Origin of the sequence: Synechococcus sp. ROS8604 (genome assembly GCF_014279655.1) — a bacterium.
Taxonomy (GTDB): domain Bacteria; phylum Cyanobacteriota; class Cyanobacteriia; order PCC-6307; family Cyanobiaceae; genus Synechococcus_C.
Genome location: NZ_CP047946.1, coordinates 611,637 through 633,770, shown reverse-complemented (window position 1 = coordinate 633,770; position 22,134 = coordinate 611,637). Strand labels below are relative to the sequence as shown.

28 protein-coding genes and 1 tRNA gene are annotated in these 22,134 nt (G+C 55.4%); 20 read left to right on the top strand and 9 right to left on the bottom strand.

Features of this window, described 5'->3' with window-relative positions; genetic code table 11:
• Positions 1-14 precede the first annotated feature (14 nt).
• The 5 genes from SynROS8604_RS03355 to SynROS8604_RS03335 form a co-directional block, all read right to left on the bottom strand.
• On the bottom strand, positions 15-176 hold the full coding sequence (locus tag SynROS8604_RS03355) for a hypothetical protein (RefSeq protein ID WP_186545125.1): 162 nt from the start codon (positions 174-176) through the stop codon (positions 15-17).
• Positions 164-781 carry an L-threonylcarbamoyladenylate synthase gene (locus tag SynROS8604_RS03350; protein ID WP_186545124.1) on the bottom strand — a complete coding sequence of 206 codons (618 nt, stop codon included), beginning with the start codon at positions 779-781 and terminating at the stop codon, positions 164-166. The genes SynROS8604_RS03355 and SynROS8604_RS03350 overlap by 13 nt, the downstream gene beginning before the upstream one ends.
• Positions 782-788: 7 nt before the next feature.
• Entirely contained in the window at positions 789-1,697 is a 909-nt protein-coding gene (gene prmC, locus SynROS8604_RS03345; RefSeq protein ID WP_186545123.1) for a peptide chain release factor N(5)-glutamine methyltransferase, read from the bottom strand.
• A 9-nt stretch (positions 1,698-1,706) separates the two neighbouring features.
• Entirely contained in the window at positions 1,707-2,750 is a 1,044-nt protein-coding gene (locus SynROS8604_RS03340) for a DNA-processing protein DprA (protein WP_186545122.1), read from the bottom strand.
• Positions 2,751-2,842: 92 nt separating this feature from the next.
• Positions 2,843-3,292: an acyl-CoA thioesterase gene (locus tag SynROS8604_RS03335; protein WP_186545121.1), complete on the bottom strand. Its 450-nt coding sequence runs from the start codon at positions 3,290-3,292 to the stop codon at positions 2,843-2,845.
• Positions 3,293-3,344: 52 nt separating this feature from the next.
• On the opposite strand from SynROS8604_RS03335, the gene SynROS8604_RS03330 reads away from it, so the two are divergent.
• Entirely contained in the window at positions 3,345-4,193 is an 849-nt protein-coding gene (locus SynROS8604_RS03330; RefSeq protein WP_186545120.1) for a universal stress protein, read from the top strand.
• Positions 4,194-4,221: 28 nt separating this feature from the next.
• On the opposite strand, the gene psbM is transcribed toward SynROS8604_RS03330, so the two are convergent.
• On the bottom strand, positions 4,222-4,332 hold the full coding sequence (gene psbM, locus SynROS8604_RS03325; RefSeq protein WP_006854919.1) for a photosystem II reaction center protein PsbM: 111 nt from the start codon (positions 4,330-4,332) through the stop codon (positions 4,222-4,224).
• A 60-nt stretch (positions 4,333-4,392) separates the two neighbouring features.
• Positions 4,393-4,860, bottom strand: coding sequence for a 2Fe-2S iron-sulfur cluster-binding protein (locus SynROS8604_RS03320; RefSeq protein WP_186545119.1), 468 nt, complete (start codon positions 4,858-4,860; stop codon positions 4,393-4,395).
• 243 nt (positions 4,861-5,103) lie between these two features.
• Here SynROS8604_RS03320 and psbB point away from each other — a divergent pair, with 243 nt between their 5' ends.
• The 10 genes from psbB to SynROS8604_RS03270 all read left to right on the top strand — a co-directional run bounded on the left by psbB (position 5,104) and on the right by SynROS8604_RS03270 (position 13,189).
• Positions 5,104-6,666: a photosystem II chlorophyll-binding protein CP47 gene (gene psbB / locus SynROS8604_RS03315; protein WP_006854917.1), complete on the top strand. Its 1,563-nt coding sequence runs from the start codon at positions 5,104-5,106 to the stop codon at positions 6,664-6,666.
• 21 nt (positions 6,667-6,687) lie between these two features.
• The gene (locus tag SynROS8604_RS03310; RefSeq protein WP_006854916.1) at positions 6,688-6,783 is read left to right on the top strand and encodes a photosystem II reaction center protein T; all 96 of its coding nucleotides are present in this window, start codon (positions 6,688-6,690) and stop codon (positions 6,781-6,783) included.
• Between the two features lie 134 nt (positions 6,784-6,917).
• The gene (gene nrdR, locus SynROS8604_RS03305) at positions 6,918-7,394 is read left to right on the top strand and encodes a transcriptional regulator NrdR (protein WP_186545118.1); all 477 of its coding nucleotides are present in this window, start codon (positions 6,918-6,920) and stop codon (positions 7,392-7,394) included.
• A gap of 101 nt (positions 7,395-7,495) precedes the next feature.
• Positions 7,496-8,596: a 30S ribosomal protein S1 gene (locus SynROS8604_RS03300; protein ID WP_186545117.1), complete on the top strand. Its 1,101-nt coding sequence runs from the start codon at positions 7,496-7,498 to the stop codon at positions 8,594-8,596.
• 13 nt (positions 8,597-8,609) lie between these two features.
• Entirely contained in the window at positions 8,610-9,401 is a 792-nt protein-coding gene (locus SynROS8604_RS03295) for an HAD family hydrolase (protein WP_186545116.1), read from the top strand.
• Between the two features lie 37 nt (positions 9,402-9,438).
• Complete coding sequence (gene metK, locus SynROS8604_RS03290) at positions 9,439-10,698, top strand: methionine adenosyltransferase (protein ID WP_186545115.1); 1,260 nt, start codon at positions 9,439-9,441, stop codon at positions 10,696-10,698.
• Between the two features lie 10 nt (positions 10,699-10,708).
• Positions 10,709-11,980 (top strand): FGGY-family carbohydrate kinase, encoded by a 1,272-nt coding sequence (locus SynROS8604_RS03285; RefSeq protein ID WP_186545114.1) that lies wholly within the window; start codon positions 10,709-10,711, stop codon positions 11,978-11,980.
• A 169-nt stretch (positions 11,981-12,149) separates the two neighbouring features.
• A complete protein-coding gene (locus SynROS8604_RS03280; RefSeq protein WP_186545113.1) occupies positions 12,150-12,437 on the top strand; it encodes a DUF2470 domain-containing protein in 288 nt (95 codons plus the stop codon).
• 19 nt (positions 12,438-12,456) lie between these two features.
• Positions 12,457-13,086, top strand: a complete 630-nt coding sequence (locus SynROS8604_RS03275) for a ComF family protein (protein WP_186545112.1) — start codon at positions 12,457-12,459, stop codon at positions 13,084-13,086.
• Positions 13,087-13,116: 30 nt separating this feature from the next.
• Positions 13,117-13,189 (top strand) — tRNA-Phe (locus tag SynROS8604_RS03270).
• 126 nt (positions 13,190-13,315) lie between these two features.
• Here the strand turns inward: SynROS8604_RS03270 and SynROS8604_RS03265 are convergent.
• Complete coding sequence (locus SynROS8604_RS03265) at positions 13,316-13,510, bottom strand: hypothetical protein (protein ID WP_006854908.1); 195 nt, start codon at positions 13,508-13,510, stop codon at positions 13,316-13,318.
• A 466-nt stretch (positions 13,511-13,976) separates the two neighbouring features.
• On the opposite strand from SynROS8604_RS03265, the gene SynROS8604_RS03260 reads away from it, so the two are divergent.
• The 3 genes from SynROS8604_RS03260 (at position 13,977) to SynROS8604_RS03250 (ending at position 16,094) form a co-directional block, all read left to right on the top strand.
• Positions 13,977-14,516, top strand: coding sequence for a hypothetical protein (locus SynROS8604_RS03260; protein WP_186545111.1), 540 nt, complete (start codon positions 13,977-13,979; stop codon positions 14,514-14,516).
• Between the two features lie 261 nt (positions 14,517-14,777).
• Positions 14,778-15,443, top strand: coding sequence for a hypothetical protein (locus SynROS8604_RS03255; protein ID WP_186545110.1), 666 nt, complete (start codon positions 14,778-14,780; stop codon positions 15,441-15,443).
• A gap of 396 nt (positions 15,444-15,839) precedes the next feature.
• Positions 15,840-16,094, top strand: a complete 255-nt coding sequence (locus tag SynROS8604_RS03250; RefSeq protein WP_006854903.1) for a hypothetical protein — start codon at positions 15,840-15,842, stop codon at positions 16,092-16,094.
• Here the strand turns inward: SynROS8604_RS03250 and SynROS8604_RS03245 are convergent.
• Positions 16,086-16,514 carry a hypothetical protein gene (locus SynROS8604_RS03245; protein WP_255445164.1) on the bottom strand — a complete coding sequence of 143 codons (429 nt, stop codon included), beginning with the start codon at positions 16,512-16,514 and terminating at the stop codon, positions 16,086-16,088. The genes SynROS8604_RS03250 and SynROS8604_RS03245 overlap by 9 nt on opposite strands.
• A gap of 184 nt (positions 16,515-16,698) precedes the next feature.
• Between SynROS8604_RS03245 and SynROS8604_RS03240 the strand changes: the two genes are divergently transcribed.
• From SynROS8604_RS03240 to SynROS8604_RS03215, 6 genes are all read left to right on the top strand, one after another.
• Entirely contained in the window at positions 16,699-17,145 is a 447-nt protein-coding gene (locus tag SynROS8604_RS03240; RefSeq protein WP_186545108.1) for a hypothetical protein, read from the top strand.
• On the top strand, positions 17,142-17,744 hold the full coding sequence (locus SynROS8604_RS03235; protein WP_186545107.1) for a phycobilisome polypeptide: 603 nt from the start codon (positions 17,142-17,144) through the stop codon (positions 17,742-17,744). The genes SynROS8604_RS03240 and SynROS8604_RS03235 overlap by 4 nt, the downstream gene beginning before the upstream one ends.
• A gap of 94 nt (positions 17,745-17,838) precedes the next feature.
• Positions 17,839-18,585, top strand: coding sequence for a phycobilisome rod-core linker polypeptide (locus tag SynROS8604_RS03230; RefSeq protein ID WP_186545106.1), 747 nt, complete (start codon positions 17,839-17,841; stop codon positions 18,583-18,585).
• A gap of 5 nt (positions 18,586-18,590) precedes the next feature.
• Entirely contained in the window at positions 18,591-19,277 is a 687-nt protein-coding gene (locus tag SynROS8604_RS03225; RefSeq protein ID WP_186545105.1) for a pentapeptide repeat-containing protein, read from the top strand.
• 172 nt (positions 19,278-19,449) lie between these two features.
• A complete protein-coding gene (locus SynROS8604_RS03220) occupies positions 19,450-20,334 on the top strand; it encodes a phycobilisome linker polypeptide (RefSeq protein ID WP_186545104.1) in 885 nt (294 codons plus the stop codon).
• A gap of 95 nt (positions 20,335-20,429) precedes the next feature.
• Positions 20,430-22,076 (top strand): phycobilisome rod-core linker polypeptide, encoded by a 1,647-nt coding sequence (locus SynROS8604_RS03215; RefSeq protein WP_186545103.1) that lies wholly within the window; start codon positions 20,430-20,432, stop codon positions 22,074-22,076.
• The last annotated feature ends 58 nt before the right edge of the window (positions 22,077-22,134 follow it).

Below are 22,134 nucleotides of genomic sequence, written 5' to 3'. Positions count from 1 at the left end.
GATCGATGCTGGGATCAGCGGTTCGAGCGACCTGTAAACAGCCAGATCCCAATGATGGCAAGAATCCATGGGAGCACATCCAATTCAAACCACGGCGTGAGCAGTTGGACCACCGGTTCAAACAGCCAATGAATGGCGGTTTGAAGCAAAAATAACGAAGCAATTAACCAGAGCATTCGGGAGGGCTCACCACACCTGCTGGCATGACAGCGCCTCTGCGCAGCCAATGCCAACGTTGCGATCCTCGCCAAGCAATCACCGAGCTCGCTTGACAGGAAGGATTAGGCCAAGGGATCGGCGCAAGCAATGGCAAGTCTGGGAACGCAGCCGCCGCCTCCCGCTCGGTTCGGCTGGCAGGTTCACCAGACACATTGGCACTGGTCGTGGCAAGAGGACCGCTGCAACGCAAAAGATCCAACATCGGCTCGCAAGCTGGAATGCGCAAACCCAGAGTTGCCACTCCAGGGTTGAGGGCTTCTGCGCAGGGCCCAAAGGCGGGCAACACCAGGGTGAGGGCCCCTGGCCAGTGCCGATGCGCTAGAGCATTGGCGTCGGCTCGAGCTTCGGGGCATACATGACATAACAGCGCATCAACGTCAGCACCCATCAGGATCAAGGGCTTGTCCTGTGGACGTTTTTTCAAGCGCCAAATTTGTGCCGCCTGCTCTGGCAGCGCAGCCAATGCCGGAAGGGTGTCTGTAGGGAGCAAGGCAGCACCCCCAGCACGCAAATGCGCGTCGAGGCCATCGCGATCCAACAACTTGAGGGGATTGATCGTCATCGATGATCTATGAACTGGCCAGAAGCAATGGATGGCAGGGTCGCTGAGCAAGTGCAAAGCGGGGGATGCCCTGAAGATCAGAGCGGGCTTCTGACCGCTCGAAACCTGCCTCACTGAGTAACTTCAGCACCATTGCACTTTGGTCATGGTGGTGCTCCAAGAGGATCCAGCCTCCTGGAGCTAAGGCTCTGCTGGCATCTCGAATGATCTGCCGGCAACAGTCGAGTCCATCCTCACCACCACAGAGCGCTAGATGAGGTTCATGGTCTTTAACGACGGGCGCTAGGTCATCGATGACAGCGGTGGGGATGTAAGGCGGATTACTCAACACAAGACCAAACTGCCCCCACCATGGTTTGAGCGGTTCCCACCAGTTGCCGAGATGGAGTTGCCAACAACTTTCGCCAGCGAGGGCCCTGAGGTTGCGTTCCGCCAGAGCAAGCGCCTGGCTGCTGGAGTCAACGCCATGTCCCTGCCAGTGAGGGAGACCACGGGCAAGCGCCACGGCCAAAGCTCCTGAGCCTGTTCCCAAGTCGGCCCAGATCCCTTCCTTATCCAGGGCATCTTCTGGCGAACACTGCAACGCAAAATCAATGAGCAGCTCGGTTTCTTGACGCGGAATCAAGGCATCGGGTGACACCTCCAGCTCAAAATCGCGCCATGGACAGAGGCCAACCAAGTGCTGGAGCGGAATGTGCTGATCGCGATGCTGGATCCAAAGATCTGTGAGCTGGGTCAACGAAGAACTCAGCTCGATCTCAACGTCTGGGCAAATGCGCAGTTTTTGAAGATCACCCCAGGAGCAATCTGCCGCCATCGAAAGCAGCCAATCCAAGTCCACAGCACGCCCACCCTGACGGAGCAGCTCCCGCCTCCACACCAGTAGATCTGTTCCCTTGCAGCGAATCACGCCCATGGGCTCAGGTTAGACGGACCGCCAACGCAGACCAGGCTTGGGTTCGACAACACCCTCGAGCTCGAGTTGCAACAACTCATGCGCCAACTGAGTTGGACTGCAGCTGAGTTCTGCAGATAACTGCTCAAGGGTGAAACCTTCATCCACCCATCGCAAAAGCGAGGGATGCCGCTCGACGGAAGGCCGGGATCGATCCGATCGCTTCGACGCCGTGCTCGCTGGCGCAAGCGGTCCTGGTCCCAGGGCGGCAATCAACGATTCCGGAGATAGCAACGGTGTTGCCCCCTCCTGCAACAAACGATTGCTGCCTTGACAAGACCAGCGCAGCGCATCCCCTGGGACCACCCACACAGGACAATCCTGAGTGTGAGCGATCTGAGCTGACAACAGTGAGCCGCTTGTTTCAGGGCACTCAACCACCACCAAGGCACAAGACACACTCACCAGAAGGCGATTCCGCAACGCAAAGTTGGATCGCTGCACCCGCGCACCGCAGGGCCATTCGCTGAACAACAAGCCAGCAGACTCAACTTCGGCCTGCAGGGCCTCATGCTCAGACGGATACACACGATCCAAAGGCGTACCCAACACACCAACCGGACGGCCACCCGCTGCAAGACAACCATGGTGAGCGGCGGCATCAATGCCTTCCGCAAGACCACTCACCACGGGCCAACCAGCACGGGCAAGGCCCTGACCAAGCGCATGGGCCATTCGCCGGCCATGATCCGACGGCCGGCGCGTTCCGACGACCGCGACAGCCTTCTGAGCAGATAACAACGGCCAGCACGGCTTCCGCCCCGACCAGTGCACCGCAAGCGGAGGACGCTTCAACCCTTCAAATGCGATCGGCCAGTCTTGATCCAGGGGCAGCAGAGCATGGTCCGGAACCCCAACGCTGGGGGACGTCCCTTTGCTCAGCCGATACGACTCGACGCGCTTCATCAAGGCGTCGGGCCACCTCAGCTCTCTTTGCAAACGCCAGAGAGGCCATGACCACAGATCGGCCAAGGGCAGCTGATGCGCTTGAGCAACAGCCCTGAGGGCCCGCATCCTGGCAACACCCAATCCGGGGCATGAGATCCACAGCCACCACCAGCCACGCTCACCCAATCATTCAGCGCAAGTACATCTGTACTAGCACGCTATTGGGTTGGGCCCTGGGTCAGCAGCTGAAGCGCTGATGCCACGGACGGTGGTGGGCGTCGCAAAACCTGGCGCCTGTCACCGTCGAGACGGACCAACACCAACTCCACATGGGCCTCGAAGACGCAATCACCATCTGGCCTTAACAAGCGCGTCTGCCATCGCCAGCGAGGACCCTCAGGGGGAAGCGCATGGCTTAGAAGCACAACCTGGTCTCCATGCAAAAGAGCTCGCTTGTAAGACATGTCCAAGCGCACCACTGGCATTTCCAACCGTTCAAGCGCCATCAGCCGGTAGGGCAGCCCCACCGCAGCAAGGGCTTCCACGCGAGCCTCTTCCAACCACCCGACATAGGCGCCATGCCACATCACACCGCCGTGATCGGTGTGTTGTGGCAGCACACGCTTATGCAATTGCCAAGGAGGTCTCGTAACGCTCTCAATCACCATCAGCACGGTCTGGTGAGTCAGCCATAGGCTGATGCAGACCTAACTCTTCATCGTGTTCAAGAATCTTCTGATTGCTGATTCCGGCAAAGGTCATGTCGAAGAAATGGTGCGGATGCTGCGGGAGCTTCCTGCATTCAGGGCTGCACGCATCAACCTGCTTCATGTGGTGTCCGAGCAAGGCAAGGTCAACGCAGAAGACCATTGGACAACCGCAGGGAGCTTGCTCGCCAAGGCGGTAAGCCAATTGGGTCTTAACCCGAGTGACGTGAATTCGATCATCCGCCAAGGGGATGCCAAGCAGACCGTTCTGAAGGTGGCTGAAGAGATCAATGCCGACTTGATCGTGATGGGATCCAGAGGCCTGGGTCGCCTGCAATCGATCCTGTCCAACAGCACTAGCCAATACGTCTTTCAGCTATCAACACGTCCCATGCTGCTGGTGCGTGATGACCTTTATGTCCGCCATGTGAATCGCCTCATGGTGACTGTTGACGGAACAGGTGTTGGCGATGATGCGCTTCGGATTGCCTGCGAAATGGTTCGAGAGATCCCAGGCGGACAGCTGACTGGCGTCCACATTGCCAGGCAAGACCTCTCGGCCTCCCGCGGTGGCGACAGCAAAGCCGACGGCTTGCTGACGGCCGCAGTCCAACGGGCTCGCAGCCTGGGCGTTGACCTCAAGCCAATGCACGTGGCAAACCCGGACATCGGCCGAGGGGTTTGCCAAGCAGCCGAAGAAATCAATGCCGACCTTTTGGTGATCGCATCACAGGACAGGCGCCCTCTTGTCGCTAGAGGCCTGGTGGATTTGGACAAACTCCTTGGCGGCTCGATCAGCGATTACATCCGAGTCCATGCGCCTGCACCGGTTCTTTTGGTCCGCGAACCCGAGCAGAGCTAAAGCGGACCAGTCCCGAACCAACAGTCGATCAGGAGGAACCTTCTCGGCTGTTGGTCTGGATGAACAAGACGATCAGAAACACCGTCGGAACCAGGACGAACATGAGGCTGGCAACGAAGCCGAGATCGTTGGTTTCCATGGGCGATTATTGACGCAAGGCCGAACGTATCATCGTTCGGGAGCAACGATGAGCTTCAGCTCACCCCTCGTCACTGGGCGTAGCAGGAGCATCATCCGCAGTCTCCTGTTCCGATCCTTCTTCGGCCTCATCTTCGCTCTCGGTCACGGGCCATGCCGTAGGCCCGACTGGCAGGGCTGCCGTGCGCGCGGCAACCTTTTTCTTATCGAGGTCAGCCAAGCGAACTTGCGGGCGGGTCAGCACGATCACGGATTGCTCCACCAGCGCCTGACAAGCCAATCGCCATGACTCAGGACGACGCCTGAGCTTGCTGTCCTCAACAGCGGTTCGAGCCGTCAAAGGCGCGTCGGCATCGGATCCCACAACGTCAACAAAACAGGTGATGCACTGACCGCAGCCACCGCAATTCCCGAGTTGTCCCTTCAAGCCATAAAGCTCGATGTTTTCGCGCAGAGCAACATCGCGCAGATTTTCACCGGGATAGCACTCCACATCACGTCCCTCACGCAAAAAACGAATGACTGGCATGGAGTGCTCCAGCGATAAACGCCCACTTTGCGCCCAAAGGTTGCGTTTTGTAACCCCCTCGACCAGACCTGAATGCGGCAGCCAATAGACCGAAGCACTGACAGGACAGCGGGGAAAACAAATCGAGGCGGCTCAACACAAGACATTGCAGCTCGCGACAACACACCCCACTCAATTGAGCGAACCCCCTACGATCACTTGGTCTGTCTGCATCAGCAGCTCCGTTCCACCTGAACCTGACCCATGGGATTGCCCTGGTATCGGGTGCACACCGTCGTCATTAACGACCCCGGCCGACTCTTGGCCGTGCACCTCATGCACACTGCCCTCGTTGCCGGCTGGGCCGGCTCGATGGCCCTCTACGAACTCGCAATTTTTGATCCATCGGATCCAGTCCTGAACCCAATGTGGCGTCAGGGCATGTTTGTCATGCCCTTCATGTCCCGACTTGGCGTCACCGGAAGCTGGGGAGGCTGGAGTATTACCGGAGAAACGGGAGTCGATCCTGGCTTCTGGAGCTTCGAAGGCGTCGCAGCCGCTCACATCGTCTTCAGTGGCCTTTTGATGCTCGCTGCCATTTGGCACTGGACGTACTGGGATCTTGAAATTTGGCAAGACCCCCGTACGGGCGAACCAGCCCTTGACCTTCCGAAAATTTTCGGCATCCACCTTCTCCTTGCAGGATTGGGTTGTTTCGGTTTTGGTGCCTTTCACCTCACAGGTGTCTTTGGACCTGGCATGTGGATCTCTGACCCCTATGCCCTCACAGGCCACTTAGAGGCGGTTCAACCCTCGTGGGGACCGGAAGGATTCAACCCGTTCAATCCAGGAGGAATTGTTGCCCACCACATTGCCGCAGGCATCGTGGGCATCATTGCCGGCATCTTCCACATCACAACCCGACCGCCGGAGCGCCTCTACAAGGCTTTGCGGATGGGAAACATCGAAACTGTTTTGGCTAGTGCCATTGCAGCTGTGTTTTTCGCCGCCTTCATTGTGGCTGGAACCATGTGGTACGGCGCCGCAGCAACCCCTGTCGAGTTGTTTGGCCCCACTCGTTATCAGTGGGATCAGAGCTACTTCAAGACAGAAATCAATCGCCGCGTTCAGACGGCTCTTGATGAAGGTGCCACGATTGACGAGGCCTACGCTGCCATCCCCGAAAAACTCGCTTTTTACGACTACGTCGGTAACAGTCCTGCCAAAGGCGGCCTGTTCCGTGTAGGTCCGATGGTGAATGGCGATGGACTGGCAACTGGATGGATTGGCCATCCTGTCTTCACCGACAAGGAAGGACGTGAACTTCAAGTTCGTCGTCTCCCCAACTTCTTTGAGAACTTCCCTGTTGTTCTTGAAGACAATGACGGAATCGTTCGTGCCGACATTCCGTTCCGTCGCGCTGAAGCGAAGTACTCCTTCGAACAACGAGGCGTCACAGCAACCGTTTATGGCGGTTCTCTCGATGGCAAGGTCTTCACTGATCCAGCTGACGTGAAGCGCCTAGCCCGTAAGGCTCAACTCGGAGAAGGTTTCGACTTCGATCGCGAAACCTATAACTCGGACGGAACATTCCGCAGCTCACCTCGTGGTTGGTTCACCTTCGGCCACGCAACCTTCGCCTTGCTCTTCTTCTTCGGCCACATCTGGCACGGTGCTCGCACCCTCTACCGGGACGTGTTCGCAGGAATCGACCCTGATCTTGGCGAACAGGTTGAGTTCGGTCTCTTCCAAAAACTCGGCGACAAATCCACCCGTCGCCTACCCGAGGGATATGTTCCTCCCACGGGTTCCACCCCCCTCAGCTGATCGCTCTCTAGGAGATTCTCGATGGAAAGCTTCGCTTACATCCTCATTCTCGGCCTGGCGATTGCCACCTTGTTCTTCGCAATCGCATTCCGCGATCCACCGAAGATCGGTAAGTAGTCCATCCAGCAGATCTAACCCCGCCAAAAGCGGGGTTTTTTTATTGCTCAAATCGGATTCTTAGGTCACAAACACTTTTCAAGGCTCCACATGTTCTATACAATAAAAAGTATTCATATTGGATCGACTAGGGCGTGCAGTGCCCCTCCTGCCAAAACACGGATAGCCGGGTTCTCGAATCGAGAGCAGCCGAGGGTGGTAGGAGTGTGCGCCGGCGTCGTGAATGCCTGAATTGTGAATTTCGATTCACAACTTACGAGCGGGTTGAGATGGTCCCCATCACCGTGCTCAAACGCAATGGGCATCGTGAAATTTTTAATCGCAGCAAACTTCTGCACGGCCTAAGCCGAGCCTGCGAAAAAACAGAGCTCACTCCCAGCAAACTCGAAGCCATTGTTGACGAGTTGGAACTCAGCCTTCAGCAAAGCAATAGCCGTGAGGTTGCCAGCTCAGAGATTGGTGAGCTGGTGCTGGGACATCTCAAAGGGCTCAGCGAAGTGGCTTATGTGCGTTTTGCCTCGGTGTATCGACACTTTCGAAGCGTCAGCGATTTCGTCTCCACCCTTGAAGGGATGAACGTAGACAAAGCTGAGCTCGCCGCCCTCGTCTAAAAAGCAAGGCTGTTCTGTAAAATTAAAAAATACTGATCCTTTGTCGGCGGGCACTGGATCAATTTTTATCGCACTGTCCTCGGGCAGACCGCCAACCATCCATGACTGTTACCCCAACCGATCCGGCTCAGGATCTTGCTGTGGACACCACCACTGCCATCGACGAGAGTACAGCCGTCGAAGCCACAGCAGACCAAGCCGATTTTGGAACGGACGAAGATCTCAGTATTCCGGAAGATATTCCGACCGCGGATGATCCAAGCAGTCGCGCCAACCCTGGGGATTTGGATGGGGCCGGCTTCACGATTGATGATTTCGCCTCACTACTAAGCAAGTACGACTACAACTTCAAGCCAGGCGACATCGTCAACGGCACCGTGTTTGCGCTGGAAACGAAGGGGGCAATGATCGATATCGGCGCCAAGACCGCCGCATTTATGCCACTCCAAGAGGTCTCCATCAACAGGGTGGAAGGTCTCAGCGATGTGTTGCAACCCGGTGAAATTCGGGAATTCTTCATCATGAGTGAAGAAAACGAAGACGGGCAACTGTCTCTCTCCGTTCGCCGTATTGAGTACCAGCGTGCCTGGGAGCGGGTGCGGCAGCTGCAAAAAGAAGACGCCACCATCTATTCAGAAGTCTTCGCCACCAACCGTGGTGGTGCTCTTGTTCGCGTGGAAGGTCTTCGCGGCTTCATCCCTGGATCCCACATCAGCACGCGCAAGCCGAAAGAAGAGCTGGTTGCAGACTTCTTGCCCCTGAAATTCCTTGAAGTCGACGAAGAGCGCAATCGTCTGGTTCTCAGTCATCGTCGCGCCCTCGTAGAGCGCAAGATGAATCGCCTCGAGGTCGGCGAAGTGGTGATCGGCACCGTTCGTGGCATCAAGCCCTACGGCGCCTTCATCGACATCGGCGGTGTCAGCGGTTTGCTCCACATTTCCGAGATCAGTCACGAGCACATCGAAACACCCCATTCCGTGCTGAATGTGAATGATCAAATGAAGGTGATGATCATCGACCTCGACGCCGAACGTGGTCGGATCTCACTGTCCACCAAGGCTCTAGAGCCAGAACCCGGTGACATGCTCACCGATCCTCAAAAGGTCTTTGACAAGGCTGAGGAAATGGCTGCTCGCTACAAGCAAATGCTTCTTGAGCAAGCAGAAGAGGGAGAAGAGCCCTTGAGCTCGATGATGGTCTGAGCTGCATGAGCCCATGGCTCATCTATTTCTCAGAGGCCATTCGCTTGGCTTGATCCACGGGGTGCTGTTCGACAAGGACGGCACCCTTTCCCATAGCGAACCCCATCTCATTGAACTGGCAGACGCCAGGATTGATGAAATCCTTCGTGTCTTTGCCTCCCGTGGCGCGTCGTCAGAGACACAAGTTCAACTCCAGGGGTTGCTCAAGCGCGCGATGGGCCGATGCGACTCCGGCTTAATTCCTGATGGAACGTTGGCCGTCGCTTCGCGTCAACACAATCTGTTGAGCACCGCAACGATCTTCTGTCTGTTTGATCTCAGCTGGCCTCAAGCACTCGTGCTCGCTGAAGAGATCTTTGACAGCGTGGACCATCTCCATAAGCAAAACGCAACGGAAGCAGCCCTCAGCGCCAGAACCCCTCTGCCCCATTCGAAAGAGTTGCTCAACGAGCTGCACAACGCTGGTGTGATCTGTGCCGTGATCAGCAATGACACCCGCCACGGCATCAAACAGTTTCTTCAAGACCATGGCTTAAGCGACTTCATCACAGGAATCTGGAGCGCTGATGACACCCCTTGCAAGCCAGATCCAGGCGCCGTGCATGGTCTGTGCAAGCAGCTGCATTTGGATCCATCCCAATGCGCACTGATCGGAGATGCCGACTCCGATCTCCTGATGGCACGCCGCGCAGGCATTGCTTATGCGCTTGGCTACGTGGCGGGATGGAATCGAACCCCCGACCTCACCTCCCATCAACATTTGATCCATCACTGGCAAGAGCTCAAGGTTGAACAAGCTCAGTAAGGGCAACCCGTAAAATCCCACCACGCCCGAAACCCTTATGAGTCGATACGTTTTCACTTCCGAATCCGTGACGGAAGGCCATCCCGACAAGATCTGCGATCAAGTCAGTGATGCCGTCCTGGATGCTCTCCTAGCCCAAGACAGCACGAGCCGGGTGGCCTGCGAAACGGTTGTGAATACCGGTCTTTGCATGATCACGGGCGAAGTCACCTCCAAAGCCCAGGTGGATTTCATCCATCTCGTACGCGATGTGATTCGGGATATCGGCTACAGCGGGGCGCGGGCCGGTGGCTTTGACGCCACGAGCTGTGCCGTCCTGGTCGCCCTTGATCAGCAATCCCCTGATATTGCCCAGGGCGTTGATGAAGCGGATGATCACGCAGGCGATCCCCTCGACAAGGTCGGCGCCGGCGATCAGGGAATCATGTTTGGCTACGCCTGCAATGAAACTCCAGAGCTGATGCCTTTGCCCATCAGCCTTGCCCACAGGCTTGCTAGGCGTCTGGCCGAAGTTCGCCACAACGGCACCCTCGATTACCTGCTGCCTGACGGCAAGACCCAGGTGAGCGTGGTCTATGAAAACGACAAACCCGTCGAGATCGACACCATTCTGATCTCAACCCAACACACCGCCGAGGTGACGGGCCTAACCGACGAGCAGGAGGTGCGCAATCGCATCAGCGAAGACCTCTGGACTCACGTGGTGCTGCCAGCGACAGCAGACCTCCCTCTGAAGCCCGATCGGGCCAATTGCCGCTATCTGGTCAACCCCACCGGCAAATTCGTGGTCGGCGGGCCTCAGGGTGATGCCGGTCTCACGGGACGGAAAATCATCGTCGACACCTACGGCGGCTACGCCCGTCACGGCGGCGGCGCTTTCTCCGGCAAAGATCCCACCAAGGTGGATCGCTCCGCTGCCTATGCCGCCCGCTACGTAGCAAAAGCACTGGTAGCCGCAGGTCTTGCGAATCGTGCAGAAGTTCAACTGAGCTACGCCATTGGCGTGGCCAAGCCGGTATCGATCCTTGTGGAATCTTTCGGCTCAGGCAAGGTGTCCAATGCGGAACTCACCGACCTCGTACAAGAGCATTTTGACCTGCGTCCTGGTGCCATCATCGAGCAGTTCAAGCTGCGGGAAATGCCTTCCCTCAACGGTGGTCGCTTTTACCGCGATACAGCTGCCTATGGACACTTTGGTCGCCCCGATCTGAACTTGCCCTGGGAAGACGTCAATGACAAGGCTGCAGCCCTAAAGCAAGCGGAAGCGAACCGCATCCAAGCCGGCAACAGTCTGTAAACGCAAGACCATGAGCCAAGATCCGCTGGTGCTCGGCATTGACCTAGGCACCAGCGGGGTCCGCATTGCTGTCATCGACAGCAGCTGTGCCCTGCTCCAGACTGAAAGTGTTCCATACCAAATCGGTCTGCATAACCCCTTTGATTGGCGCGACCGATGTTGCACATTGATCGGGCGCCTCAAGCCCGAGTACCGACATCGCCTCAAAGCCATCGCGGTGGACGGCACCTCAGGAACTTTGCTCGCCTGTGATCAACAGGGCCTGCCCCTTGCTGAGGCCATGCCCTATTCGCTCGCATGCCCAAACGCCGTTGAGCAGCTCCGCGCCTTGATTCCACAGGGTGGACCAGCTTCAAGCGCCAGTGGAAGCCTCGCGCGAGCGCTGCACCTTGTCGATCAACATCAAGCCCCTCTCTTGCTCCGCCATCAAGCCGACTGGATCAGCGGATGGCTTCTTGGAAATTGGAGTTATGGGGAGGAAGGCAACAACCTTCGACTGGGATGGGACCTCGGCCAAAATGCCTGGCCAGACACTTTCATCAGCCAACCCTGGTGGGATGCACTTCCAGATATTCGAACCAGCGGCTCCGTGCTTGGCCCCCTGGCGCCCCAACGCGCGAAAGATCTAGACCTGCCAGAGAACTTGCTGGTCGTTGCCGGGACAACCGACGCCAACGCGGCTGTTCTCACGGCTGATGCTGACGACGACGAGGGCATCACAGTGCTGGGAAGCACCTTGGTGCTCAAGCGGTTCACCGATCAGCCCCTCGCTCCAGGTCCAGGAACCTCCACCCATCGCGTGGGAGGGCGTTGGTTATGCGGAGGAGCCTCCAATGCTGGGGCTGCCGTGCTGCACCAACTCTTTCCCAACATCGACCTCGCGGAACTGAGCCGTCAGATCGATCCAGATCAGAACAGCGGCTTAAAGCTGCGCCCCCTTCCAAGATGCGGAGAGCGCTTCCCCGTTGATGACCCCCAGCTTGAACCCATCCTGACGCCCCGCCCAGTCAGCGATGCCCTCTATCTGCATGGCCTCTTAGAGGGGTTAACGCAAATCGAACAGGCGGGATGGCAACGCCTCACAAGCCTTGGAGCTGATCCTCCCAAGAAGATCGTGACCCTTGGTGGTGGAGCGCGCAATCCTCAATGGCGTCGCCTGCGCGAGCGCCAACTCGGGGTTCCGATCCGCAGTTGCAACACACCTCCAGCCGCCGGAGTTGCTCGTTTAGCTCTTCAGGCTGTACAAGCACCAGACAAGACGATCCATCTAGGGGAGAATTAAGGCAGCATCCCCGAACCCTTGCCCAACCGACTTCGTGACGGCCTTGCCATTGGCCTGTTCATCGTGCTTGCCGGATATGTGGGATTCAGCGGGTTTCGGCTCGCCCTTCTGCTCTGGCAACGCTTTAGCTAAGTCAATCCCCCGCTCTTAACCCTTCTCTTCTTCAACCATGACCGCTGATCCGCTTACCCCCGCTGTTAGCGAACGCATCTGTCGTCACATGAACGATGACCATGGCGATGCAGTGCTTCAGTACGCCCTCCATTACGGAGGAGTGAGTGCTGCTAACAACGCCACCATGACGGCCGTCAGCCCTGATGCGATGAGCCTTGAAGTAGACGGAAAAACCGTCCGGATCCCGTTTGATCACACCCTCACTGACAGTGAGGACGCCCACCGCACCATGGTGGCCATGCTGAGAGCCATGCCGTCTGACGAAAGCAAAGGGGAATCCTGAAGGCAGTCGTTCTGACGCTTTGCTAGTCGCACTTCACGATTGCCTGAAAGACCTGTTCGTTGTGCCTTTTTGTCCGATTTGCAAGAAGGCCATCCAACCCCGTCCACAAGCGGATCATCCCTGTAGTGAGTGCACGCAAAAGCTCGGCCTTGTGGAATTTGGCCTGCGAGGCATCACTCCTGTTCGCTTCAACGCGGCCGGTTGGTATCGAGGAGAGCTTCGCCGACACATCCTGCGCCTGAGGCTCAATCAAGATTTATCAGTCCTGAAGGCCATCACCTTCGCTCTACAGCCAACCCTTCCGGCAAGGGCTCTTTTGGTTCCGATCCCCAGTTGGAAAGCGGAAAAACGAGCCAATCCTCTGCCGGCATTGATCTGCCAAAGCCTTGGACGCACCACCAAGACACTGCTGAAACGTTGTCGGCCCACCGTGGGGCAACACCACCTCAGTCGTCGTCAGCGGCTTGTGAACATGAAATCTGCCTTCGCCATCGATCCAGACCACCGATCCAGCTGCGTTGCCGCAAGGCCCACATGGATTGTCGACGACATCCTCACCAGTGGAGCCACGGCCCAAGAAGCATTGAAGACGTTGAAACATGCTGGGTTTGAGGTCAGGGGATTGATCTGTCTGGGGCGCACCCCGTGATTTAAGATTCCGTTGTCGTGAAAACGACGTGCCGGGATAGCTCAGTTGGTAGAGCAGGCGACTGAAAATCGCCGTGTCCCCAGTTCAAATCTGGGTCCTGGCATTGACTGAATCTTGATCGACGCAATGGAGTCACCTCTCCATGGGCATTGGAAGCTGTAGGCGTGCTGCCAATCGCCAACCTGCTACCTGATTTGGGGTCGCTCGTACAACGGCAGAGCCATAACAGCTAGTCGATTTCTGGACGACGGCGCCCTGCATGGATGGTGGCCACCTCTGTGATCTCCTCAATCACCAAATGCTTTCTCCAATCCTGTGAGCCGTTCAGCAACTCATCAAGCTCCTCAGACGTCATTTTCCTGTCAAGACCGCCAAGGACGCCCTTGATGGCGCACTTAATGATGACCTCTTGCTCGTATGTCATAAACCAAACGCTGTAGAACCCATCTTGCTGAAGCGGTCACACCAATGGATTCCGAAGTCGTCACGCCATGCCTTGCAGACGCGAACAATCCGAGAATTGGCTCGCCTTCTTTCATGACCTCAGCAATAGAGCGATGAAACGCCTGAACCCTTGAATGAAGGGGCAGGACCCAGACCAACTCACCCATAAGGCAATGACAGAAGCAACTGCGCTAGAGCTTGAGAGATTCCCACAAGCCGAATATCATCTTCAACCGCCAAATTTTCACGCAATGACATTCTCCACAGTTGCGCATGAAAACAGTTGCGCATGAAAAACGATGCTCCTGCGTTGGCTCATGCACAATTGGGCCAGAGCAGACTCAAGATCATCAGACACCCTCCCTCGGCTCAGCCATGACCAATCAGCAGCAGAGGTACTTAGCCTCATGAGTGATGTCATCAAACATCGTGTTTACTAGAGATCCATGAATAGCAAGCTAAATAAAGAACTTATTTCAAGGTCGCTCCAATTGGCAGCGCTAGCTGAGATGCAGCCAGACGACCGCATTGCGCGCATCACTTGGGACAGAATTCAAGATGATTTAGAACAAGCCGATAGCATGGTGTTTGGAATGCAATTTTGCATCGCCAACATCGCTGCATTCATCAAAACATACTTCAAAGAAACCGAGCACACCGTTGCTGCTTTTAGCTCATGCCATCAACTCATTGCATTTCTTGGATGGAATCAAGAGCAGGTCTTAACAATGGAACAGTCAAGAAAGGTCTTCATTGATTACATCAAAGATGTTGTGTCCATGTACAACGATACAAAGCAGAATCACTGCGAGAATGCACAGTGCATCCTTGCTATGAACATGAATTCCATGCTTTTACAGGACCTCGACTATGTCATGAAGCAAAGCCCTCAACGAGAACGCAGCCTTTCTCCTGCGCTGGAAACAACCGCACAACTGAGGGCACAAATGGTTCAGGTTTTTGGCTGGAACAGCTCAGTAATCTGAAGAGAACGAGGCGGCACCCCCTCTCCTACCAAGCATTCAAACAATCGGTCCCACTTGCACTGTTCCTGTTTCATCTAGAGCCTGTGGCCGATCAAAGCCTGGGGTGAGGCCCGTCGCTCGACGAAGGATGGGCAGAATAAGATGGGCGGAATAACATCAATGGATGAGACACCTAGAAGTCCTTGAAAAACCAATAAAATCGAGCAGCCACAAGGTAAACTTGGAATATTAATTCAATCAGGGAAGCTTTAACCAAACCATATGGGTTTTCTTCTTTCGAGCCGATCTGGTCATCTTTACATTGACGGGAAGAGGGTCTTAAAGCCCCATACAGATGGACTCTTTCCATCAGATCAATTTTGCAGCGGTGATCTCTCCATTCCTTCAACAGATCGAAACATCCTCACGATCTCTCAGTGCTTCCTCGACCTCTATATCAATCCAATGGGATTGCTTCAAGAAAAGAGAGCTAAAGGGAAAAAATGGTTGCACTCCACTCTTGAGATCGAAAGGGAGTTTGGCGAATCCTTCCAAGCAGAAGAAGCTCAAAAGCAGTCCTCAAAAGGCTCTCCCCATGCTTCGCCCCATCAAACGAGAGGGTGGCACTTGTTTGTCATGCATACGTTACATCGCTTTTTTTGGAAAGACTTTGACTGCATCAGAGGTTCGCGCAAGCTTGAAGAAACTGATGATTATCACTGGTGGCTTGAGAACAGCAGTGGAGACATGATCGATCTAGCGGAAGAGCAGTATCAAGCCAGCAAAATTCCTACATTGAGAGATCAAGGGAAAAAACTTAAACCATTAGGCAATCGATATTCAGCAACATCGAGGGCCATGGCCCATAGAATCACCGAAGTCTTGTCATCCCACCATTATGACCCAAGCGTTATTGATCAATACGCCAATGCTTATATGAAGCGCTAGAAACAAGCGCTAAAGCCAAGCGCAAAAACTCACTCCACCACGTCTAATCCAAAAACATTTCATCATATTCGTTCTACCAATAAAAATGATTTGGATGGATGAGCACCATTCTTGCCGCCTGAATCGATGCAAAGAAGCTCGAGGCCTGGCATCGGCGCATGAACCCTGCAGACTCGAGCGAGGCATAGAGTTGTTCGGTCCATGCACCCCTCAGAAGTGCCATGGGCCTACCCGACACCATGCCTTTCGGCTGGGGAGAGGTGGATCAGCAGCAAGGGAAACGCCTCCTAGGCGCTTTTCGGCATGACTGCTCAACCAATTTGAATGCTTGAAGGGGCAAATTGTCGAAACGCCCCCAATTCAAATCTGGGTTCTGACATTTGCAAGCAACAGTCGATGATTCGCGTACCGATCGATGACGATCGCACTTTCAATAATCCCGACGGATTTGCGATGGTGTTCGACCGAACCTGGAAGCACCTAGCCAAAGCTGAGCAATTTGCTGATCTTTCGATTGATCAACGTATCGATGCAGTCATTGAAAAGATGGAGGACCATCCCTTCCTCCAGGCTGAGCCCGAGCAAGCTCGTCAGATCGCAATTTTTAGGGTTCGCTTGCTCAACCTGGATGGAGCAAGCCACTCAAGCTGACAGCAGTTCGTCGCTCTGTTCGAGGTCTGGATCCACGCATTCTGAGGGCAGTTCCTGTGAATCGTTGACATGCACAGTTTGTTCCAGACCAAAATCCTCCGGCGCCTCCATGTCGTTGTCTGAGTCGACATGAGAATCGATCACCACCTCGAGTCGAGGCGCCTCGCCATGCGACTCATCTTTTGCTTGCTCATTCAGCAAACCGCGGAGTTGCACGAGACGGTCACTGCTATCAGCGAGCAATAAAAAGCTATCGGAATCATCAGCTTGTTCCGGCTCAACAGAGTCCAACTTCTCTGAGAGTTCGTGAAATCGCTCTTCGAGTGCAAGCAATCTGAGCGTCAAAGATTCTGCAATCTCACTGACCAAGTGCAGTTGTCCGCTCAACTGCTGAACCATGTCTTGACTAGAAATGGTCATTGGCGTGAACTCCGAGCTCATCGGAAGCCGATGGTATCGATCACAAACAACTTGTCCACAGTGATCTCAAACCTCTTGAAGGAGACGCCTGCACCAACGGCTGGTACCTTTCGCAAGGCAACGTGCTGCCATCCTCAACGCCTTTAAGGAGCAGAGATAAGATTCTTCGATCTGAGCTGTTGTGATGAACGGTGCAGCCGATTCCGCGATCAGAGCTCTGATCCAAAAGATTCAACCTGAAAATGAATGTCAACACTCCATTGGAGATGGGGTGTTGAGGATCAACCTCAAAGCTGACGACCTCAAGCTTTGGAGAGACACCCTGCTGGGCCTGAAAGAACCAGGCAACGTTCTTTTGGCCTGCGAGAGCAACCGGGATGCTCTCGATGCAACGCGCCTCACCTGGGTTGTTGGTGCTGCGATTCGGTCAACCAGCATCGACTCGTCTGAAGGGATCGTCCCTTTATTGAGCGAACTGGGCGTTCCCGTTGACATTGCCAAAGCTTTACCAGGCCACTGCCCTGGCCTTGGGGCAGAGATCACATGGGCTTTTTATTTAGAGAGGCACGGCTGGCTCACCGCTTCGCCGATCATTGATGAGCAGCTTTTAAGTCCGGCCATCACGGCATGACCTCGCCCCTATCTTCCGAACAGATTCGGGCCTTAGCCCAACGAGCGCAGATTTTTGGCCTGCTAGATCGCCAATCGCTCAACAGTGATCTCAGAGCCACCCTGGCTCAAGCAAACCATGAGACGAGGCTCCTAACGGCGGAAGAAATCACCGCTGCTTGCCAGCACTCTGGCGTGAAGCCAGCTCTGCTGATCCAGCTGCAAAGCGAAGTTCCTGGTTTGGTTGACAGCGCTCGGGAAGCACTCCTCACGCAACAACCAGGTCTCGTACAACCCGGGGGAGCTCTTTTCCCTCAGGAGCGTGCTGATGCTTGCTGGCGTGATTGCTTTCACTTCTTAAGGATCAGCCTCTATGCCGTTGCCGCAGGCGAGACAAGGTTTACCGATCCTGCTGGGCTCGACGCCATGCAAGAGCTCTACGACGTTCTAAAGGTCCCTGTCCCTGCCTTACTGGTCGCCCTCACCCAGCTTCGCGATTTGGCATGCAAGGCCTATTCCCACGCTGGGGCCAATCACGATGTGGACTTGCTGGAAAGCGCCCTAAACCACCTCATCGAAAAAATGAGCGCATTTCAGCTCGATCACACGCAGCCGATTTAAAAATCTTAAGAACGTAAAGAGAGACAAAGGAAACACCACCTCATCGGAAACATCGAACGAGAATATCGACCTTGCTCATGAGTATTAGCACCTAATGCCTCTGCCACGGCTTGACTACCCCCTCACCAGCCAAAACCAACGCGTTGGCGATCTTGGCGGCCTGGAGGCACCTCTCGATCAAACTGTGATCGCAGCAGCAGCGAACGGAGAGAACTGGACGTCTCTCACAAACCAAATAGAAAGCGCCTACAGGCAAGTGTTCTTTCATGCCATGAAGGCAGACAGAGATCCCTTTCTTGAGTCGCAACTGCGCAACGGAAGCATCACGATGCGCGACTTCATTCGCGGCCTGTTGCTCTCCCGGCGCTTCACCGAGGGATATGTGTCTTGCAACAGCAATTACCGCCTCGTGGACCAGGTTGTTGGAAGAATTCTTGGGCGCCCTGTTCATGGAGACGGTGAACGCCTGAGCTGGTCGATTGTGATTGGCAATCGCGGGTTTGCTGGCTTTGTCGACGCTGTACTCGACAGCAGCGAATACATGGATTCGTTTGGCTACGACCAAGTTCCAAACCAGCGATCAAGAGTCATACCCGGCGCCGCAACCGGCGAAATGCCGATCTATCAGCGCTTCCCGCGTTATGGGAGCGACTGGCGTGACATGCAGTGGAAACAAAAACTGCAAACCCGCGACATGTCTGGCGGCGGTGTCACTCCCGCATGGATCAAAGAGCCACCAGCCTGGGTTAAGAAGTTCTGGCTGGGCCTGGCCGTGGTTGGCAGTGTCGAAGTCCTACGCGTGCTGATCATCGTGGCAGGCTCAATGCTCAGCACCCGTTAATTGCCGTGACCGCTGAGCTTGAGCTCTCTTCTTGGCTACCCCCAGAACAAACGCTCCCTGAGGCTTTTGCCTCAGGGACGACCGATGCCAGAGGAGCTAACTGGCGAGGGCAATCGTTGGGAACCACTGATTTCAGCGGAGCAGCTCTCTGTCGCGTTGATTTGCGCGGTTGCGACCTATCTGGCTGCAACCTCGAGGGCGCTGATTTGCGTTTAGCCCGCTACGACAGAGCCACAATCTGGCCTGAGAGGTTTGAAGTGCGCAGCTCAGGAGCGGTTGGACCTGGAGCCAAGCTCAATGGAGCGTTTCTAAACGGAACAGACTTACGGGGCATGGATTTACGCGGCGCCTCTTTGATGGGCACCTACCTGAGTGGTGCCGATCTCAGTGGAACCCTGCTCGATGATGTTCGCCTCGTCGGAGCCGACCTGCGTCACGCCGTGCTGCGGGGTGCCCGCTGCCGAGGGGCACGCTTCGGTGGTTGCCAACTCGACTACGCAGACTTTCGTGGAGCGGACCTGACGGATGCCGGACTTGAGGGCGTGGAGTCGATCAAAGGCGCCGACTTTTCTTTGTGCAAGGGTCTAGCAGAGCAATTAGGAGCCTTGCGGGCCCGTCCTTATCTCGAGCTGGACTGCTGGAACCCAATGACGCGTAAAAACACGCGTGAAGCGCTTGAATCACTGTCCTGAACTAGCTTTCGCGACAGTTTCGGTGACTACCACTTATCAGCCCAGCTGCCGAAGCAAAGCCAAAATGGTCATGTCACGCAACACTCCAACACAATTGATTGAGCTTTATAAAGAATCGCCCTGCTGAGAAAAGGGTTGTCAGAACATATAGAGCGAACACCCAGCGAGCTCTATGCCTTTCGGTCCCGCTTCGTTACTCGGCGTTGAGCGCTTCTCCGCAGAGAGCGAAGCTCCCCTTGAACTGATTCCAGGCGATGAAGACGCCAAGAAGGAGCAAATCATCACAGCCGTGTACAAGCAGGTACTCGGCAATGCCTACGTGATGGACAGCGAGCGTCAGCTCGTAGCCGAATCCCAGTTCAAACTTGGCGAAATCAGTGTTCGCGAGTTTGTTCGCGTCGTTGCCAAGAGCGAGCTTTACAGCTCTCGCTTTTTTGATGCCTGTCCTCGTTATCGCTATATCGAACTGGCCTTTCGCCATCTTCTTGGTCGTGCTCCTGTGGATTTCCAGGAGATGCGCACTCACGCCGAACGCCTGGATAGTAAGGGTTTTAGCGCCGATATCGACAGCTTCCTCGACTCAGACGATTACCAAAACACCTTTGGTGAATGGACTGTTCCTTATCAGCGGGGATGGAAGACCGAAAGCTGCACCACCATGCAGGAGTTCACCTGGAGCTTCCAGCTTCTGCGCGGCAATAGCAGCAGCAGCTTGAAAGGCGACCTCTCAGGAATTACCAGCAAGTTGGGTGGTGCTGCCTATCAGAACCGCCCTCTGGCTGTCGTTCCACCCTCCTCTATCGAGACCCAGGGCTGGAGTTTCCGACCGTCCAAGAATCTCCAGGATGCGCCAACACGCCTTGGCGTTGGCGCTGGCGACGAAGGCAAGACCTATCGGGTCGAAGTCACTGGATACAGCGCCAACAATGTGCGCCGCATCTCTCGATACACCCGCTCAAACCGTGTGTATTACGTCCCCTTCGACAAGCTCTCTGAGCAATTCAAACGCATTCATGCCGAAGGCGGAAAGATCGCCAGCATCACCCCCTCGAACTGAACCTAATCCTGGATTGGCGATTGCCTGTCTCGCCAATCCTTAGTTTGCCGTCGCCCCCAGCGACCACCTCTCCCTTCCCTCTCCCTCAACCCCCCATGTCTGCCTCTCAAGGTTTCGGAGCCAGCTCCCTCAATTCGAACCCTGTCTCATTCAGCAGGAATCGCAATGCAGCAAACAAGCCAGCCCTGAGCAACGCTGAGTTTCTGCGTCAATCCTGCGCCTCAATGAAAATTGCGATAGGCCCTCGCAATCACGAAGATTGTCCCCATGGCGGAACGATGCAGCGTTATGCCGTCGATGACGCAGCTGGGCTCGAAGCTGCGATCAATGCCGCCTACCGCCAGGTTTATGGCAATGCCCATGTGATGGAACATGAGCGCTCGAGAGAATTGGAGGCTCAGTTCTGCAATGGCGAACGGAACGTTCGCGAATTCGTGCGGGCACTCGCAAAAACTGAGTTTTATCGCGCGCGTTTCTTCCAAGGCGTCGCACCCATGCGGGGCGTTGAACTGAACATCAAGCATTTGCTTGGTCGTCCTCCTCTTTCTCAAGGAGAGATGTCAGCGCACATCACCTTGCTAGCAAGCGCTGGTCACGATGCGGTGATTGATTTCATCGTTGATTCGGCTGAATACGCTGAAGTGTTCGGCAACGACGTTGTTCCCTACACCCGTTCATTCACGTCTGCGGCTGGTATCCCCACAAGCAGCTTTGTCAATATCGCTGCTCTTGAGCGTGGCTTTGCCATCAGCGACAGTGCTGTTGGCGCCCGCAGTCAGCTGAGCAACACACTCGCACGTGGTGCCGTTCCATACATTCAGCTTCCCAGCTCCGTCTCCTCTTCCCGTGGAGCCAAGAGCAGCGGCTCTGGAACCAATGTCAAATTCAGCTCCAAGGTGCGCAAGTCCAGCGATGGCGGCGACTCGATGCCAGCCCGTGGCGATGCATACGTGGGCTTCGGTCTTGGTCAGCGGGAACAGGAAGTGTTCCAACGCTGCCCTGGTGACACTGCGGACCAAATCAACGCATTGATCCGTTCTGCCTACCGCCAGGTCATGGGCAATCCCCATTTGATGGAGTCAGAGAGGGCCTTGGCTGCTGAAAGCAAGTTCACCGAGGGCTACTACAGCACCCGTGAGTTGGTTCGTGGGATCTGTTTGTCTTCCGAATACGTTCGTCGTTTCTTTGAATCGAATGCTCCCTACCGCTTCGTTGAACTGAACTTCAAGCACATTTTGGGACGTGCGCCAATCTCACAAGCAGAGGTGAGCGAGCACATCCAAATCCTTGCAAACGAAGGATACGAAGCAGAAATCAATAGCTACATCGACAGCGCCGAATACCAGAGCACGTTTGGTGAGGACACCGTTCCTTACATGCGCATCCTCTCCGAGCAAGGACGCTCCCAGCTGGCCTTCAACCGCCATCTGTCTCTCTCTGAAGGCTATGCAGCAAGCGACTCCGTAGCGAACAGCTCGTCCCTTGTCACCTCAGTCGCCACCAAGACTGTGCCCAGTGGATGGCGCACAACAACCGTCCGCAGCAACCGCAATAGCGCGATTGCTGGCTCCCCTGATCCCACCAAGAGACGGTTCCGCATCGTTGTGCAAGCACAACCCGCAGGTGGACGCCAAAGGACTCCCAATGCCAGCTACTTGGTTTCTGGAAAGGACATGACCAGCCAGATGAAGTACATCCACCGCCGCGGAGGTCGGATCGTCTCCATCACCGAGGTGATGTGACCTAAGGAGGGATTCACCCATCCCTTCCAACTTCTTCGACGCACATTGGCTTCATCCG

Coding starts and splice junctions, on each gene's coding strand:
- SynROS8604_RS03250 (WP_006854903.1), top strand. CDS start 15,840: ATGATTCGCGTACCGATCGATGACGATCGCACTTTCAATAATCCCGAC.
- SynROS8604_RS03235 (WP_186545107.1), top strand. CDS start 17,142: ATGACCTCGCCCCTATCTTCCGAACAGATTCGGGCCTTAGCCCAACGA.
- prmC (WP_186545123.1), bottom strand. CDS start 1,697: ATGGGCGTGATTCGCTGCAAGGGAACAGATCTACTGGTGTGGAGGCGG.
- SynROS8604_RS03265 (WP_006854908.1), bottom strand. CDS start 13,510: ATGACATACGAGCAAGAGGTCATCATTAAGTGCGCCATCAAGGGCGTC.
- SynROS8604_RS03295 (WP_186545116.1), top strand. CDS start 8,610: ATGGCTCATCTATTTCTCAGAGGCCATTCGCTTGGCTTGATCCACGGG.
- SynROS8604_RS03350 (WP_186545124.1), bottom strand. CDS start 781: ATGACGATCAATCCCCTCAAGTTGTTGGATCGCGATGGCCTCGACGCG.
- psbM (WP_006854919.1), bottom strand. CDS start 4,332: ATGGAAACCAACGATCTCGGCTTCGTTGCCAGCCTCATGTTCGTCCTG.
- SynROS8604_RS03340 (WP_186545122.1), bottom strand. CDS start 2,750: ATGCGGGCCCTCAGGGCTGTTGCTCAAGCGCATCAGCTGCCCTTGGCC.
- SynROS8604_RS03320 (WP_186545119.1), bottom strand. CDS start 4,860: ATGCCAGTCATTCGTTTTTTGCGTGAGGGACGTGATGTGGAGTGCTAT.
- SynROS8604_RS03335 (WP_186545121.1), bottom strand. CDS start 3,292: ATGGTGATTGAGAGCGTTACGAGACCTCCTTGGCAATTGCATAAGCGT.
- SynROS8604_RS03240 (WP_186545108.1), top strand. CDS start 16,699: ATGAACGGTGCAGCCGATTCCGCGATCAGAGCTCTGATCCAAAAGATT.
- metK (WP_186545115.1), top strand. CDS start 9,439: ATGAGTCGATACGTTTTCACTTCCGAATCCGTGACGGAAGGCCATCCC.
- SynROS8604_RS03355 (WP_186545125.1), bottom strand. CDS start 176: ATGCTCTGGTTAATTGCTTCGTTATTTTTGCTTCAAACCGCCATTCAT.
- SynROS8604_RS03285 (WP_186545114.1), top strand. CDS start 10,709: ATGAGCCAAGATCCGCTGGTGCTCGGCATTGACCTAGGCACCAGCGGG.
- SynROS8604_RS03280 (WP_186545113.1), top strand. CDS start 12,150: ATGACCGCTGATCCGCTTACCCCCGCTGTTAGCGAACGCATCTGTCGT.
- SynROS8604_RS03215 (WP_186545103.1), top strand. CDS start 20,430: ATGTCTGCCTCTCAAGGTTTCGGAGCCAGCTCCCTCAATTCGAACCCT.
- SynROS8604_RS03255 (WP_186545110.1), top strand. CDS start 14,778: ATGGGTTTTCTTCTTTCGAGCCGATCTGGTCATCTTTACATTGACGGG.
- SynROS8604_RS03245 (WP_255445164.1), bottom strand. CDS start 16,514: ATGACCATTTCTAGTCAAGACATGGTTCAGCAGTTGAGCGGACAACTG.
- SynROS8604_RS03310 (WP_006854916.1), top strand. CDS start 6,688: ATGGAAAGCTTCGCTTACATCCTCATTCTCGGCCTGGCGATTGCCACC.
- SynROS8604_RS03220 (WP_186545104.1), top strand. CDS start 19,450: ATGCCTTTCGGTCCCGCTTCGTTACTCGGCGTTGAGCGCTTCTCCGCA.
- SynROS8604_RS03300 (WP_186545117.1), top strand. CDS start 7,496: ATGACTGTTACCCCAACCGATCCGGCTCAGGATCTTGCTGTGGACACC.
- SynROS8604_RS03260 (WP_186545111.1), top strand. CDS start 13,977: ATGAATAGCAAGCTAAATAAAGAACTTATTTCAAGGTCGCTCCAATTG.
- SynROS8604_RS03230 (WP_186545106.1), top strand. CDS start 17,839: ATGCCTCTGCCACGGCTTGACTACCCCCTCACCAGCCAAAACCAACGC.
- psbB (WP_006854917.1), top strand. CDS start 5,104: ATGGGATTGCCCTGGTATCGGGTGCACACCGTCGTCATTAACGACCCC.